This is a genomic window from Microcoleus sp. T3_D1 (assembly GCF_036700405.1).
Lineage (GTDB): Bacteria > Cyanobacteriota > Cyanobacteriia > Cyanobacteriales > Microcoleaceae > Microcoleus.
This window is the reverse complement of the sequence record NZ_JAUBOV010000013.1, coordinates 18,356-34,852: the sequence shown is the minus strand read 5'-3', so window position 1 is coordinate 34,852 and position 16,497 is coordinate 18,356. Positions and strand designations below refer to the sequence as shown.

Below are 16,497 nucleotides of genomic sequence, written 5' to 3'. Positions count from 1 at the left end.
TGCCACGCAGATGGGACACGGGCGGGACGCCCATGCCACGCAGATGGGACACGGGCGGGACGCCCATGCCACGCAGATGGGACACGGGCGGGACGCCCATGCCACGCAGAGAGGACACGGGCGGGACGCCCATGCCACGCAGATGGGACACGGGCGGGACGCCCATGCCACAGGCCCATGCCACATATTTAAGAAGATATGAAAACTGGATTATTTTTGGGATTGGCGACTTTAGATTTAGTTTATTTGGCCGAGAAGCCTCCGGGTGAAAATCAGAAAGTTGTTGCTTCTGATTGTACCATTGCTGCGGGCGGGCCGGCGGCTAATGCTGCGGTCACTTTTAGCTATTTGGGGAATGCGGCGGTATGGGCTGGGGTTTTGGGCACTCACGCGATCGCCCAATTAATTCGTGCAGACTTAGCGGAGTATAATGTCAGGATAATTGATTTGGAACCGGGGCGATCGCACTCGCCGCCAGTTTCCTCGATTATTGTAACTGAAGCAACGGGCGATCGATCGGTAATTTCCATCAATGCTACGAAATCGCAAGTTGACAGTCAAACAATTAACCCGGATATTTTAACATCAGTTAATATTGTACTGCTTGACGGACATCAAATCGCAGCCAGCAAAGAAATTGCTCAACTTGCCAAGTCAAAAAACATTCCCATTGTCCTCGACGGTGGCAGTTGGAAACCCGGATTAGAGGAAATATTGCCTTTCGTTGAATGGGCGGTATGTTCCGAGAATTTTCATCCCCCCACCTGCGACAATTCCGAACAAGTCTTTGCTTACCTGTCAGCAGCCGGAATTTCCCATATTGCCATCACTCGCGGCGAAAAATCAATTTTATACCTCAGCAGTGGCACTTACGGCAGTATAGAAATACCTCAAATCCAAGCCACAGACACTTTAGGCGCCGGCGACATCTTTCACGGCGCTTTCTGTCACTACATTGTGCAAAATAACAACTTTACAGATACTCTCACCGCCGCCGCTAAAATCGCTTCCCATTCCTGCAAAAACTTCGGAACCCGCGACTGGATGAATAAGAGTTAATTTTAATTAAAAATTAACCCAACTCTCCGGTTAAAACCGCTCAAAGCTAGAAAACTTGAACGGGCAACACTTGTTGAGTTAAAATCTTGACAGCAACCTCGACAAAAGTTGTGAACTTCTCTCTTCTCTTCCTTCGCGCCCGTGGAACAGGCGTCTCGCCTGTGAAGTTTCGCGGTTCGTTAACAAAATTGCTATATTAGTAAGACAAGTTAAAGTCACACAAAACACTCCCAAAACAACATACCCGAATCATGTCTGACACCCAACCCCTAACTATCACCCTTCCCCCTTTGCGGATTACCCTAACAGAACAACAGCAAGTTAACCTAGAATGGCTGACACAAAACTTGCCCAATCTACTCACCCCAAGCAAACAAGAACTTCCCGACAATATGAAACAGTGGGTGGCTGCCAACAAATTATTAAATCAACCAGACGCCGAAATCATTCAAGCCTTAATAAATACCGGCATAGATGCGGAAACAGCCACCGCAGAAGTTAGAGAAATATCCTCTCATCCCTACTTCCAAGCAGGTAGCCATTACGTGCAGTTATTGCAGAAATTAGAATCGCATCTCAGGATTAACAATCAATTAGCTGCATTGTCTTCCAAGTTTGGGACAATCGAACGCAAAAGCAGCCTTTCCAGAGAATATTTTCTCGAAAATTACTACGCCAAAAATACTCCAGTAATTATTACCAATATCATGCACAACTGGAAAGCGTTGCAGTTGTGGACGCCGGAGTATTTGCAAGAAAAATACGGCGATGCAGAGGTACAAATTCAAGCCAACCGCAATTCCGACCCGAATTACGAAATCAAGATAGAAAATCACAAAAAAATTGTTTTGTTCCGCAAATATGTAGACATGGTGGTCAAGGGCGGGCCTAGCAACGATTACTACATGGTTGCTAACAACCAAACTCTGGAAAGAGAGGAATTTAAACCGCTATTTAACGACATTGAAATATTCCCAGAATACCTCAATCCAACGGATACAAAAGGCAGAGTTTTCTTTTGGTTCGGCCCGAAAGGCACGATTACGCCCCTACACCACGACCCAGTTAATTTAATTTTAGCGCAAGTGTCTGGTCGCAAACTAATTAAATTGATTTCTCCGCAACAAACACCTCTGCTTTACAATCACGTCGGAGTTTTCAGCAAGGTGGACGGCGAAAATCCAGATTATGACAAATACCCGCTTTACAGAGATGCGAAAATTATTGAAGTAATTTTGGAACCGGGAGAGGCTATTTTTATTCCGGTTGGTTGGTGGCATCATGTAAAATCATTGGAGGTTAGTATTTCGGTTTCGTTTACTAATTTTGTGTTTCCTAATTATTATGAATGGAAATATCCTCATATTAATTGGTAATTGCTAATGTATGGTTCCCAGGGGCGGGCACGGGGAGTAGGGGTCGCACCGCCCCTACAGAAATCTGCGTTAATCGGTGTTTATCTGCGGTTCAAAAAAAATAAATTCATGAAAACTCTCGAAGAAATCAGCGAAATTACCCGATCGATCGCCTGGAGTGCATCAGATATCCTACAATCCTATTATCGGCAGGACTCCAACACTCCTAACCTCGACATCCAAGAGAAAAAAGATGGCCCCGTCACCGCCGCCGATGTCGCTGTCAACTCTTACATTCTCGACGAATTGCAGTCGGCTTTAGGGAATGCAGAATTTGGCTATCTCAGCGAAGAAACTTACAAATCTTATTTGACAACCAACGGTCAAGTTCCCTTACCTCAAAGTTGGGTTTGGATTATTGACCCTTTGGATGGAACGCGAGATTTTATTGACAGGACAGGGGAATTTGCAGTTCACATTGCTTTAGCCTTCGAGGGAAGACCGATATTAGCAGTTGTGGCTTGGCCCGAACAGCAAAAGATTTATTACGCAATCCGCGATGCTGGTGCTTTTGGGGAAAATCGGGACGGTTCTGCGGTAAAATTGCAGGTTTCGGCGCGAAATATAGTGGCAGATTTATCTATAGTAACTAGCCGCAGTCACCGGGGCGATCGCTTTAATCAATTGTTACAAAAACTGCCCTGTCAAAATCAAATAGCGGTGGGTAGTATCGGCTGTAAAATTGCGACAATTGTCGAACAAAAGGCTGATGTTTATATTGCGCTTTCGGGAAAGTCTGCACCGAAAGATTGGGATTTGGCGGCACCGGAATTAATTTTGACTGAAGCGGGCGGTCAATTTACTCGTTTTGACGGTTCTGCTTTGCAATATAACCGGGGAGATGTGAGTCAGTGGGGGGGATTGTTGGCGAGTAACGGTTGCTGTCACGCTGCTTTGTGCGGGCAAGCTGATGAGATTTTAACGGGGATAGATGCGAGTTTGAAGTAAGTCTGCGCGTGCGAAGCTATCCCGTAGGGAATCGCCCGTAAAGATGGTAACGAATAAGTTTTAGGGGCGGGTTTTACGAGAAATAATTGCCTAACCAATTATCTCGTAAACCCGCCCCCACCATTGCGCGAAAGTCCGCCAGGGCTTGAAACGAATGGCGGAACCTGAGCGCAGATATCTATCAAAAATCCCGCTCTTAATATTTCAGTATAATGACACTTGCTATTAAATTGTTTTTGTGTTATCTCATCCACCTCGCCTTGGCTAATCCGTAATATTACTTAATAAGATCCCCCAACTTTATCAAAACTTTAAATAAAAAGGTGTTTATAAAGAAAACTTTATATAGATTTTCTTAAAAAACAGTTATGGTTACTACAACCTTCAGAAAGTGTTTCGGACGCAAGTCGCGAAACAGGGGAATCCTTGTCTTTTTTTAGCTATCAGTAGGTGCATTATGCCAATTTTAAATAATCAAGTTTCTCCAAGTGCGATCGCCTTTATCGATACTAAAGTAGAAAATTATCAAAGTTTGATTGCTGGGGTAAAACCGGGTACGGAAGTAGTCGTTTTGGATGGGAATAAAGATGCGATCGACCAAATTACTCAAATTTTAGCTCTTCGTACCAATATTGACAGCATTCACATAGTTTCTCACGGTGCTCCCGGCAGCTTGCAACTCGGCGACGTTCGCTTGAGTTTAGATAATCTGGAAGCTTATTCCGAGAAATTGCAGCAGTGGCGGAGTGCTTTAAGTGTTGATGCGGACATTCTGATTTACGGTTGTAATGTCGCATCAGCACCTCGCGCTTCTGGGAAAGTCCGCCAGGGAATGAATTCCCTGGCTCAAAGCTCAAGTCGGTTGAAACCGACTGCTTACCCGAAAGTCCGCCAGGGAATGAATTCCCTGTCTCAAAGCGAAAGTCGGTTGAAACCGACTGGTAACAACCTCAATAAACAGTCCTCTTCAGAGGACTTTCGCTATGAGACGGGGGTTTCAACCCCCGGCGGTATCGGGGAACAAGCGAGAGATTTAGATGTAGATTTAGATATAGACGGTTTCGCCTTCATCCAACGAATTGCCCAACTCACAAATACAAACGTTGCAGCTTCCCAAAACCTCACCGGAAGTGTAGCCAAAGGCGGCGATTGGGAACTGGAAGTCAGAACCGGGAAAATAGAAACGCCGCTGGTATTTGAAGCCGAAGTGCTAGCGGGTTACGAGTATGTTCTGTCTACTTTTGGTGCTGCGACTAACTTTCCCATAACCTATAGTCTCCGTAAAGTTGCGAGTGGGGACTTTAACAAAGACGGCAACCTTGACCTAGCCTTTGCAACCACTGGAGTTAATCGCAACGTCTCGATCGCACTGGGAGATGGAACTGGCAAATTTGGCGCTGCCACTAATCTTAACACCAGTCCGCCAGACGCTCTCACTACCTGGTCTGTCGCTGTAGGCGACTTTAACAACGACGGTAATTCTGACCTGGTTACGGCTAATAATGCGACTAACAATGTTTCTCTCCTGTTGGGGAATGGCGATGGCACTTTTGGTACAGCCACCTACTTTGGTGTGGGGTCAAGTCCGTATACCGTCGCTGTGGGAGACTTCAACGGGGACGGCAATTCTGACTTAGCTACAGCCAATCAATACTCTAACAACGTCTCCATCTTGCCGGGAAATGGTAATGGTACTTTTGGCGCAGCTACTAATTTGAGCTTGGGGTCAGATTCTTATTCAAATCCCTATTTTGTGATGGTCGGCGACTTTAACAAAGATGGCAAGTCTGACTTAGCGACAGCGAACGTTGGTTATAATAACAGCGTATCAATCCTGTTGCAGAATGCTAATGGCACTTTCGCCCCCGCCACTAACTTTACCGTTGGAAATAGCCCTAAATACATTGCTGTAGGAGACTTTAACGGGGACAACAGTCCTGACTTAGCAACCAGCAATGAAACCTCAAACAACGTATCAATACTATTAGGAGATGGCACGGGAAACTTTAGTGCAGCTACCAACTTTGGCGTTGGAACACAACCCCTTGCTATTGCTAGTGGCGACTTCAATGCCGATGGAAAAGTCGATTTAGCTACAGCCAACAATGGATCGGGCGATGTCTCGGTCTTGTTTGGAAGTGGCAATGGCAGCTTTGGGACTGCCACTAATTTTATTGTGGGAACCAATCCCCAAGGTATTGTTGTAGGCGATTTTAACAAAGATGGTTTATCCGATTTAGCTACGGCGAACTTTGGCGGTCAAAACACCTCAATTCTGCTGAATACAACACCTGTGGTGAATTTCGGTGCGGCAACCTACGCTGGCACTGAAGGAACGGCAGATACAGTTGTTAATATTCCCGTCACTCTCAGTGCCACTCCCTTGAGCGATGTAGTTGTACCGATCGCAATTAACCCCAGCAGCACAGCCACCACTTCAGAGTACACAATTTCGCCTACCACTGTTACTTTCCCCGCCGGCACTACTACTCTCACCCAGAATGTTGCAGTTACTATCAAACCCGACAATCTCCCTGAAAACGCCGAAACAGCAATCCTTGACATTGGCATAATTACTACTGGAAACTTTGTTGGTACAACAAATCAAGCGACACTGACTATTGCAGCTAACCAGCAAATTTTTTACGCCATTGGGGCTGATATTCCCAGTATAGTCGAAGGCAATAGTGATACCACTCCCGTAACTTTTACCGTGACTCGCAGCGGTGGCACAGATGTAGCAAGTAGCGTCAATTATACGATCGCCGGAACTGCTACAAACGTCAGCGATTACAACAGCATCGGCGACACTTCTGGGGCAACGGGTATTAGCGGGACAATCAACTTTGCTGCGGGTGAAGTTTCTAAAACTATCACATTAAATGTGGTAGGCGACGGATTAGTAGAACCCGACGAAACAGTTGCGGTTACGCTATCGAATCCTGTTGCACCTGGGCCGACACCTATCATTACTACTGCAACTGCGACAACTACCATCAAAAATGATGACACTGCCGGTTTCAGCATTGCACCTACGAACATCACTGCTACAGAAAGCGGCGCAACTGGCAGTTACAAAGTCAAGCTAACTGCGGAACCGACGGCACCGGTTAATATTAGCTTTAATACTGGCAATGCAATTAGCCCGATCGCCACACCGATTACTTTTGACAGCACAAACTGGAATGTCGATCAAACTGTGACGGTTAGTGCGATCGACGACAGTGTAGCACAAGGAACCCACAGCGGCACGATCGCTCACACAGTTACCAGTACCGATGCCAGTTATAACGCCTCATCGATGCCCGATGTGACGGCTTCGATTACTGATAACGATAGTCCTGGTGTTTCCATTGTGCAATCGGCAGGCAGTACAAATATTGCTGAAGGCGGTGCAACGGCTACCTACGGCGTGGTTTTGACTACCGCACCTGCTGCCAACGTTACGATTAATTTTGACACTGGGACTCAAATTAGTGCGATCGCACCTCTGACTTTCACCCCAAATAATTGGAATGTTGCTCAAAATGTGACTGTTAGTGCGATCGAGGACAGCATAGCCCAAGGAACCCGCAGCGACACGATTACTCACACTTCTGTCAGTACCGATACTTTGTATAATGGGCTGACGATTTCTCCTGTGACTGCTACGATTGCTGACAACGACACGGTAGGTGTCAGTATTTCAACAACGACTACAACTGCTACCGAAGGCGGTGCGAATGGCACGTACATCGTTAAGTTAACATCGCAGCCGATCGCTCCTGTTACCATTAACTTTAATGCCCCAAGTGAAATAAATGCGATCGCGCCTGTTACCTTTGACAGCACGAATTGGAATGTTGCCAAAACAGTCACAGTCACCGCTACCGATGATAGCAAAGCCGAAGGCACACACAGCGGCACGATCGCTCACACTGTTACCAGTACCGACACTAAGTATAGCGGCACAACAATTCAGGATGTCAATGTAGCGATTACCGACAACGACACAGCAGGTGTTAGCATTGCACCTACGAGTACAACTGCTACAGAAGGCGGCGCGGATGGCAGTTATACAGTCAAATTAACATCGCAGCCGATCGCCCCTGTAACTATCACTCTCACAACAGGTAATGAGATAGAGGCGATCGCCCCTGTGACTTTCACTGCGGATAATTGGAATGTCGCTAAAACCGTTACGGTGAAAGCTGTTGACGATACGGTTGTGGAAGGCGCGCACAGCGCTAATATCACTCACAGTGTGAGTAGTGGTGATGCTAAGTATAATGTGGTTGTGGTGCCAGGGGTGACAGTGGCGATCGCGGATAACGATGTAGCGCCACCGCCGCCGACACCAACACCGACGCCGACACCAACTCCGACGCCGACAACTGGTACTCCGACTCCGACGCCGACAACTGGTACTCCGACTCCGACACCGACAACTGGTACTCCAACTCCGACACCGGCAACTGGTACTCCAACTCCGACGCCGACAACTGGTACTCCGACTCCGACGCCGACAACTGGTACTCCGACTCCGACGCCGACAACTGGTACTCCGACTCCGACACCGGCAACTGGTACTCCGACTCCGACGCCGACAACTGGTACTCCGACTCCGACACCGGCAACTGGTACTCCGACACCAACACCGGCAACTGGTACTCCAACTCCAACGCCGACAACTGGTACTCCAACTCCGACGCCGACAACTGGTACTCCAACTCCGACGCCGACAACTGGTACTCCAACTCCGACGCCGACAACTGGTACTCCAACTCCGACGCCACCGACACCAGCGACACCTGTTGGTACAATCGACACACAGAAGAATTGGTGCGGCGTAGAAGCTGGATTGGATAAACTTGAGAAAATTCTTGACGACCAATTACAGGCAGTTAATCTACCCATTGTCGGCCCGCTCAAGGACATTGCCCCAGATTTTATTGGCAACTTCAAGACTAAGCTAGTCGATACGATTAAAAATGGGGCTAATCAAAGTCTGAGTCAGTTAGAAAGTAGCCTCCGCACTGCACTTGGCCCGATTTTCAATGTTGCTCTAACTGGGACTTCTAGTGCTGATGAAAGTACCTTGCTAATTACTCTTGGCAAGCAATATCAGTTTCCGGATCTCAATCTCTCTAAAAACTTAGGAGTGCCGGCATTAAGCTTAGATGTAGATGGCAAAGCCCAATCAAAATTTAACTTCAACTTGTCACTGGGAGTTGGTGTTAGTAAAGATTTCGGCTGCTACATAGATACTGACCAAACCAAGTTAACCGCCAACATTGACTTGGGCCTAAATGACCAATTCAAGGCAAAAGGCAAGTTAGGTTTTTTCCAAGTAGACCTAGCAAACGATACCAAAAAACCTACTAAAGTCGATGCCCAACTTGAAGTCAAGCTGAAAGACTTAGACAATCTGGGCGGCCCCAATGATGGCTCTCGCCTCACCTTGCCAGAACTGCAAGGCAACTATCAGTTTAAAGACTTATTCAATGCCAACTTAACGAGCAATGCTAATCTCGGTCTCACAGCAAAAACCAGCCTCAACGGCAATGCTGCATTCCCCTCCTATAACTTCGACTTAGCAGTTAATTGGCCCATCCTAAATTACGCTAACGGTCAGTTAACCGGCCCGCAAAAACCCACCGTTGCATTTAACAATATGCAACTAGATTTGGGGACATTTGTCAATAATTTTGCCAAACCAATTGTCGGTAAAATTTCTGATGTCATTAAACCATTTCGACCCGTTATTAACTTTCTGAATGCCGACACCAAGTTACTGTCCAAACTAGGTCTAGCGGGGCCTTTTGATAAAAATCGCGATGGCAAAGTCAGCGTACTAGAATTGGCAGCAAAAATCTCGGGTCGCAATATCGATACTCGCTTTTTAGATGCGGTTGCTAAGGTTGATAAAGTTGTTAATTTGGCAAGCCAAATAGCCAACTCTCCCGATAAAATAGACTTGGGTTCCTACACTCTGGGGAATGTAGATGTTGCAGATCAAAGTGCTAATCTTCAGAATGCTTCCCCGGTTGCAAAAACTGCTGTACAGCAAACCGCTAACCAACAAATCAACTCCAAAACAAGCGGCAAGGTCAAGGACTTCTTAAATGCTTTACAAGATATTGATGGTTTTGACATCCCACTCTTGACTAAACCACAAACCGCGATTCAATTGCTGATCGGTAAACCGGATGTTCCGGTATTCAGCTATCAGATGCCCAAACTGGGATTTGACTTTAAGGTTCAGCAAAAATTTCCGATTTGGGGGCCGCTCAAGGGTTTACTGGAAGGCAAGTTTAGTGCTTCAGCTCATCTAGGATTTGGGTACGATACCTACGGATTAAGCGAGTGGAAAAACTCTAATTTTGCTGCGGGTTCTGCTAGCAAAGTTTTGGATGGATTTTATGTGAGCGATCGCGAAAATGCTGACGGCACAGGACGAGATGTTGACGAACTCACACTTGACGCTAGTATTGCCGTGGGCGCTGGGCTAGATGTGAAAATTGCCGAGGGCTATGTCAAAGGTGGAATTCAAGGAAAAGTCGGCATCGATCTGATAGATATTGGAGAATTCCAACCGAAAAAAGGTGGCGACGGCAAAATCCGAACATCGGAAATTACTTCCCGCATTAGCAAACCCTCGCAACTGTTTGATGTCACAGGAAAAGTCAATGCTTTCTTGGGCGCTCAAGTTAAGTCAATTTCAGTGAAAATCTGTAAGAAAACTATTCCAGCAGTAAAAGTTTGGACGCCGTTCGGTCGCAAAACTATCACCCCTGAATTCAAGCTACCTTATCCCTGCGGATTAGATTACAAAACAGTCTACGATAAGAGCTTTGCCACATTTGAGTTAGCTAAGTTTAGTTTGGGGCCGAGTTCTAGCACTAGGGGCAGAGCAATTAACGGTGACATTGCCGGGGCGACTGTCTTCTTCGATGCCAACTTTAATGGAGTTCAGGATGAAAACGAACCGTTCTCAATTACTAACGCAGATGGCAGCTTTGACTTAGATGTCTCTCTTGACACGTTCGACACAAATAACAATGGCGACCTCGAACCAGAAGAAGGCAAAATTGTACTGACAGACGGCATCAATACCTCTACTTATTTGCCGCAGCAAACGCCCCTATTTGCCACACCTGATGCTACTGTCGTCACTCCGTTAACTACCCTATTGACGGAGTTAGTCGAGCAAGGTACTGACCAAAATCAGGCGCAAATTCAGGTAAAATCTGCACTGGGACTGTCGTCAGCAATTGACTTGACTAGCTACGACCCGCTAGAGGCAATTACTCAAAATGATCCGAATGGTTTAGCGGTTTATGCAGCCCACGCTCAGGTACAAAATACCATTGTTTTGATAACTGATTTAATTAGTGGTGCTTCAACTACCCCTAAAAATGAGATAGCCGATCGCGTAATTTCCGCCGTTGCCGATCGAATTAAATCTGGCACTCTCGACTTAAGCAATTCCACACAAGTGCAGGCGATTATTCAGTCGGCGACGAGTCAACTGCAAGCACCGCAAGTATCTAGTATTGCTTCGGATGCTGCCTCTATTATTGCCGAGGGAAATCAGCGAATTAGTGATCTCGCATCCAGCAATACCTCGCCCTCAGATGCCGCGACAGAAATCGCCCGTATCCAAAAAGTTGCACAAGGAGAAGTAGCCCAAGATTTACTGCAAGTCGCAGCCGGAAATAAGACGATTCAGTCGGCGATCTCCGAAAATACTGGTGCATCTCTAAATACCAAAATTCAGTCCGCGACAGCTAACAACCCAACAGTCCGTAATACTTTAGATACTGATGACTCTACCGCACCATCTACACCCGATGAACCATTCCCAGAAAGCGGTATTGAATTCGTTAAAGATGGGGAAAATACTACCGAGAGCACAGATGGCGATGATACCCTCATGGGCAGCGCTAGCGATGATATATTGCGCGGTAGAAAAGGAAATGACTTGTTGTTTAGCCTTGATGGCAATGATTGGATGAATGGCAATCAGGGGAACGACTTAACAGATGGTGGAATTGGGGACGATACGCTTTACGGCGGAAAGGGTTTTGATACTTTGACTGGTGGTGCGGCTAGTGACTTCCTTTCTGGCAATCGAGGTGAAGATATGCTAATTGGTGAAAAAGCCGACGATACCCTCTACGGCGGTCAAGGCAATGATATTCTGCTAGGAGGTCAGGGTAACGATTTCCTCAGTGGCGATTTGGGGGATGATACCTTAGTAGGGGATGTAGGGAGCGATCGCTTCTTATTATCTACCAATTCTGGTATTGATACTGTTGCTGACTTTGAAGTCGGTCAAGACTTGTTAGTGTTGGGTAACGGGTTGACTTTCTCGCAATTGGCCATTGTCCAAGATAGCGATGCAACATTAATCCGGTTTGCACAAACAGGCGAGATTTTAGCTTCTCTGGCCGGAGTTTCTGCTAGCAGTATTAGTGCTGCTAATTTCGGATTGCTTTGAGATTGAATCCGCCGGGGGAGCAATCCCTTATCCCCTGGCCATACTTACTCGGCGGTTTCAACCGCCGAATAATCTTCAATCCGCGCCGGCGGATTTTGTGTGTGTAGACGCGGTTTCAACCGCCCAGTTTTCTTTCACATCAGCATCGCTGATATCGCATTCCTGGTAACTGCGAAACTAATCCCAACAATTCCAACTGCAAAAGTATACTAGAAACTGTTCCCGATTCTAATCCAGACGCTTCCACAATTACATCAAAAGAAATCGGTCCAGATACGATCGCACAGCGTCTTCCACAAATCGCTCAAACTCTGCTAGTAAACCTCTGAACCTCTACTTCTAGATGCTCCTTCCCATACTCTGCACGGGGAGTAAAATATTTAAGTATAATGATACTTGCTATTGAATTGTTTTTGTGTTAAATCATCCACCTCGCGCTGGCTAACCCGTAATATTACTTAATAAAATTCCCCATCTTTATCAAAACTTTAATTAAAAAAGTGTTTATAAAGAAAACTTTATATAGATTTTCTCAAAAAACAGTTATGGTTACTACAACATTCAGAAAGTGTTTCGGACGCAAGTCGGGAAACAGGGGAATCATTGTCTTTTTTTAGCTATTAGTAGGTGCATTATGCCAAATTTAAATAATCAAGTTTCTCTAAGTTCGATCGCCTTTATCGATACTAAAGTAGAAAATTATCAAAGTTTGATTGCTGGGGTAAAACCGGGTACGGAAGTAGTCGTTTTGGATGGGAATAAAGATGCGATCGACCAAATTACTGAAATTTTAGCTCTTCGTACCAATATTGACAGCATTCACATTGTTTCTCACGGTGCTCCGGGCAGCTTGCAATTGGGTAATGGCTGCTTGAGTGTAGATAATGTGGAAACTTATTCCGAGAAATTGCAGCAGTGGCGGAGTGCTTTAAGTGTTGATGCGGACATTCTCATTTACGGTTGTAATGTCGCATCAGCCTCTGGCGCTTACCCGAAAGTCCGCCTGGGAATGAATTCCCCGGCTCAAAGCTCAAGTCGGTTGAAACCGACTGCTTACCCGAAAGTCCGCCTGGGAATGAATTCCCCGGCTCAAAGCTCAAGTCGGTTGAAACCGACTGAAAACAAGCTCAATAAACAGTCCTCTTCAGAGGACTTTCGCTATGAGACAGGGAATTCATTCCCTGGCGGATCGGATGAATACGCCATAGATGATGAATGCGCGATAGATAATGAACACGCCAGAGATATAGACGGTGTAGCCTTCATCCAACGAATTGCCCAACTCACAAATACCAATGTTGCAGCTTCCCAAAACCTCACCGGAAGTGTAGCAAAGGGTGGGGACTGGGAACTGGAAGTCAGAATCGGTTCAATAGAAACACCGCTGGTATTTGAAGCCGAAGTATTAGCGGGTTACGAGTATGTTTTGAATAGTTTTGGTGTGGCGACTAATTTTGGCGCGGGGACAAATCCCAAAGGGATTAATGTATTGTTTTTCAACGCTGATACCTTTCCCGACTTGGTAGTGACCAACCGATCAACCGAAAATATTTCAATTTTGTTGGGAGATGGAAATGGCAATTTTGGAACAGTTACCCAATTGGCTGTAGGTTTTGATCCTGTTTTCGTCACATCAGGACTTTTTAACGCTGACAATTTCCCCGATTTGGCAGTAGCAAATAGCAGTAATAGCAGTGTGTCAATTCTGTTAGGAAATGGCACGGGCGGACTCATTAGTCCACCCAGCACTTTTAGTGTGGGTAACACTCCCTATTCAATAGGTGTCGGGAACTTTAACAGCGACACTTTCCTCGATTTAGCAGTGGTAAATGCTAACCCTCAAGGTACGGGTAGTGTCTCAATTTTGTTGGGAAACGGTGCTGGCAGCTTTGGCGCTGCCACTAATTTCAATGTTGGTGCGATTCCTGGTTCCGTTGTTGTAGGGAACTTTAACGCTGACAGTTTCCCCGACTTAGCGGTTGGCAACAGCTTATCTAACAATATCTCAATTCTGTTAGGAAATGGTACGGGTGGATTTAGTGCAGCTCCTAATGTTGGGGCTGTGCCAACTCCAAATTCGATCGCCACTGGGAACTTTAACGGAGACAATTTCCTCGACTTAGCCACAGCTAACGGCGGTTCTAACAGTGTCTCAATTCTATTGGGAAATGGCACTGGTGGCTTTGGCCCGGCCACTACTGTTAACGCAGGGGCAGGGCTTAACGGCATTGTGGTGAAAGACTTTAGCGGAGATGGCAGACTTGACTTAGCAGTAACAGGAACCAGCGGCGCTGCAATTTTAGTAGGCAACGGCAATGGCGGTTTTAGTGCACCCATTAACTTTGCTGCGGGCACAGATCCAACTTCCATTATTGCAGGCAACTTTAATGCTGATACTCTCCCGGATTTGGCAGTAGCGAATAACGGTTCAGACAACGTTTCTGTGCTGCTAAATACACCCAATACAGTTAATTTTGGTACTGCAACTTACAGTGGCACAGAAGGAACAACAGACACAGTAGTTAATATTCCCGTCACCATCAGCGGCGGCACTCCTTTTGCTGATGTAACAGTACCAATTGTCATCGACAAGAGCAGCACAGCCACCGAAAATTCCGACTACGCCTTTTCGCCTACCTCGATTACATTCCCCGCCGGTGCAACAGGTGACGCACTCACCCAGAATGTTGCAGTTACTATCAAACCCGACAATCTCCCTGAAACCGCCGAAACCGCAATCCTTAACTTTGGCGCAATCACCGGAGGCATTGCAGGTACAACCAAACAAACAACATTAAATATTGCAGCAAACGGTACTGTTTCTTATGCCGTTGCCGCTGGTACTGCCAGCATTCCCGAAGGCAATAGCGGCACAAAACCTCTGACTTTCACTGCGACTCGCAGCGGCAACACAGGCGGGGCAAGTAGTGTCAATTATACGATCGCCGGAACAGCTACAAACGTCAGCGATTACAACAACATCGGTGGCACTTCTGGCGCAACTACTGCTACTGGCACAATTAATTTTGCTGCCGATGAAACATCCAAAACCATTACTCTCGATGTATTAGGCGACACCCTAGTTGAACCCGACGAAACCATAGCCGTCACCCTGTCAAATCCCACCAGCCCAGGCGTAACCCCGACAATTACCACTGCTACTGCTACCACAACTATTACTAATGATGACACTGCCGGTTTCACAGTTAACCCAATATCGGGATTAACTACAAGTGAAGTTGGTGGCAAGGCAGAATTTACAGTCAAACTCAACGCTCAACCAACTGCTGACGTTACCATCGGTTTGAGGAGTGACAATGTTGCAGAAGGAACCGTTTCAACTAATAGCTTAACTTTCACTTCTGCTAACTACGATCAACCGCAACCAATAACGATAAGTGGTGTTGACGATTTAGTAGCTGATGGCCCTAAACCTTACAAAATTGTCACGGCTGCTGCTGTGAGTACCGATGTTAATTACACTAACCTCGATCCTGAAGATGTCACCGTCACCAACAGTGACAATGAAACTCCGGGAATTACGGTGAATCCGACGGCGGGATTAACTACTGGTGAAGATGGCACTAAAGCTAACTTTAGTGTGGTTTTGAATACTCAGCCGACTGCTGATGTGACTATCGGTTTGAGCAGTAACAATGTTGCAGAAGGAACAGTTTCGACTAATAGTTTAACTTTCACTCCTGCTAACTGGAATACACTGCAGCCGGTGACAGTAACAGGGGTTAATGATAGCATTGTTGACGGCAATATTGACTACAAAATAGTCACGGCGGCTACTGTTAGTACAGATCCGAATTACAGCAACAAAGATGTAGCGGATGTTAGCCTTAGCAATAAGGACGATGATACCGCTGGTATTTCTATTACTCCCACGGCAACAACTGCTACAGAAGGCGGTGCGAATGGCAGTTATGCGATCGAGTTAACGTCACAGCCGATCGCCCCTGTTACCATTAACTTTAATGCCGGAAGTGAAATAAATGCGATCGAGCCTGTTATCTTTGACAGCACTAACTGGAATGTTGCCAAAACAGTCACAGTCACCGCTACCGACGACAGCAAAGCCGAAGGTACGCACAGCGGGACGATCGCTCACACTGTTACCAGTACCGACACTAAGTATAGCGGCACGACAATTCAGGATGTAAATGTAGCGATTACCGACAACGAGACAGCAGGTGTCAGCATTACACCTACGAGCACAACTGCTACAGAAGGCGGGGCGAATGGCAGTTATACAGTCAAACTCAACAGCCAGCCGATCGCCCCTGTTACCATTAACTTTAATGCCGGAAGTGAAATAAATGCGATCGAGCCTGTTATCTTTGACAGCACTAACTGGAATGTTGCCAAAACTGTCACTGTCACCGCTACCGACGACAGCAAAGCCGAAGGCACGCACAGCGGGACGATCGCTCACACTGTTACCAGTACCGACACTAAGTATAGCGGTCAGACGGTTCAGGATGTAAATGTAGCTATTACCGACAACGACACAGCAGGTGTCAGCATTACACCTACGAGCACAACTGCTACAGAAGGCGGGGCGAATGGCAGTTATACAGTCAAACT

At 46.4% G+C, this 16,497-nt stretch carries 5 protein-coding genes and 1 pseudogene; 5 read left to right on the top strand and 1 reads right to left on the bottom strand.

Annotated features, from left to right (window positions below; genetic code table 11):
* The first annotated feature begins 198 nt into the window (after positions 1 to 198).
* The 4 genes from QT992_RS08605 (at position 199) to QT992_RS08590 (ending at position 11,904) form a co-directional block, all read left to right on the top strand.
* Positions 199 to 1,059: a sugar kinase gene (locus QT992_RS08605; protein ID WP_333336017.1), complete on the top strand. Its 861-nt coding sequence runs from the start codon at positions 199 to 201 to the stop codon at positions 1,057 to 1,059.
* A gap of 251 nt (positions 1,060 to 1,310) precedes the next feature.
* The gene (locus tag QT992_RS08600; RefSeq protein ID WP_333336014.1) at positions 1,311 to 2,435 is read left to right on the top strand and encodes a cupin-like domain-containing protein; all 1,125 of its coding nucleotides are present in this window, start codon (positions 1,311 to 1,313) and stop codon (positions 2,433 to 2,435) included.
* A gap of 108 nt (positions 2,436 to 2,543) precedes the next feature.
* Positions 2,544 to 3,422 carry an inositol monophosphatase family protein gene (locus QT992_RS08595; RefSeq protein WP_333336010.1) on the top strand — a complete coding sequence of 293 codons (879 nt, stop codon included), beginning with the start codon at positions 2,544 to 2,546 and terminating at the stop codon, positions 3,420 to 3,422.
* A 457-nt stretch (positions 3,423 to 3,879) separates the two neighbouring features.
* Positions 3,880 to 11,904, top strand: a complete 8,025-nt coding sequence (locus tag QT992_RS08590) for a DUF4347 domain-containing protein (protein ID WP_333376827.1) — start codon at positions 3,880 to 3,882, stop codon at positions 11,902 to 11,904.
* Between the two features lie 139 nt (positions 11,905 to 12,043).
* Here QT992_RS08590 and QT992_RS08585 read toward each other — a convergent pair.
* Positions 12,044 to 12,187 (bottom strand): annotated as a pseudogene (locus QT992_RS08585) (DNA-processing protein DprA); the annotation flags it as partial.
* 351 nt (positions 12,188 to 12,538) lie between these two features.
* On the opposite strand from QT992_RS08585, the gene QT992_RS08580 reads away from it, so the two are divergent.
* A partial coding sequence (locus QT992_RS08580) for a DUF4347 domain-containing protein (RefSeq protein ID WP_333376825.1) occupies positions 12,539 to 16,497 on the top strand: 3,959 nt, incomplete at its 3' end.

Excerpts from the sequence above, each read along its gene's own strand:
- QT992_RS08595 (WP_333336010.1), top strand. The coding sequence starts at position 2,544 with ATGAAAACTCTCGAAGAAATCAGCGAAATTACCCGATCGATCGCCTGG.
- QT992_RS08590 (WP_333376827.1), top strand. The coding sequence starts at position 3,880 with ATGCCAATTTTAAATAATCAAGTTTCTCCAAGTGCGATCGCCTTTATC.
- QT992_RS08605 (WP_333336017.1), top strand. The coding sequence starts at position 199 with ATGAAAACTGGATTATTTTTGGGATTGGCGACTTTAGATTTAGTTTAT.
- QT992_RS08600 (WP_333336014.1), top strand. The coding sequence starts at position 1,311 with ATGTCTGACACCCAACCCCTAACTATCACCCTTCCCCCTTTGCGGATT.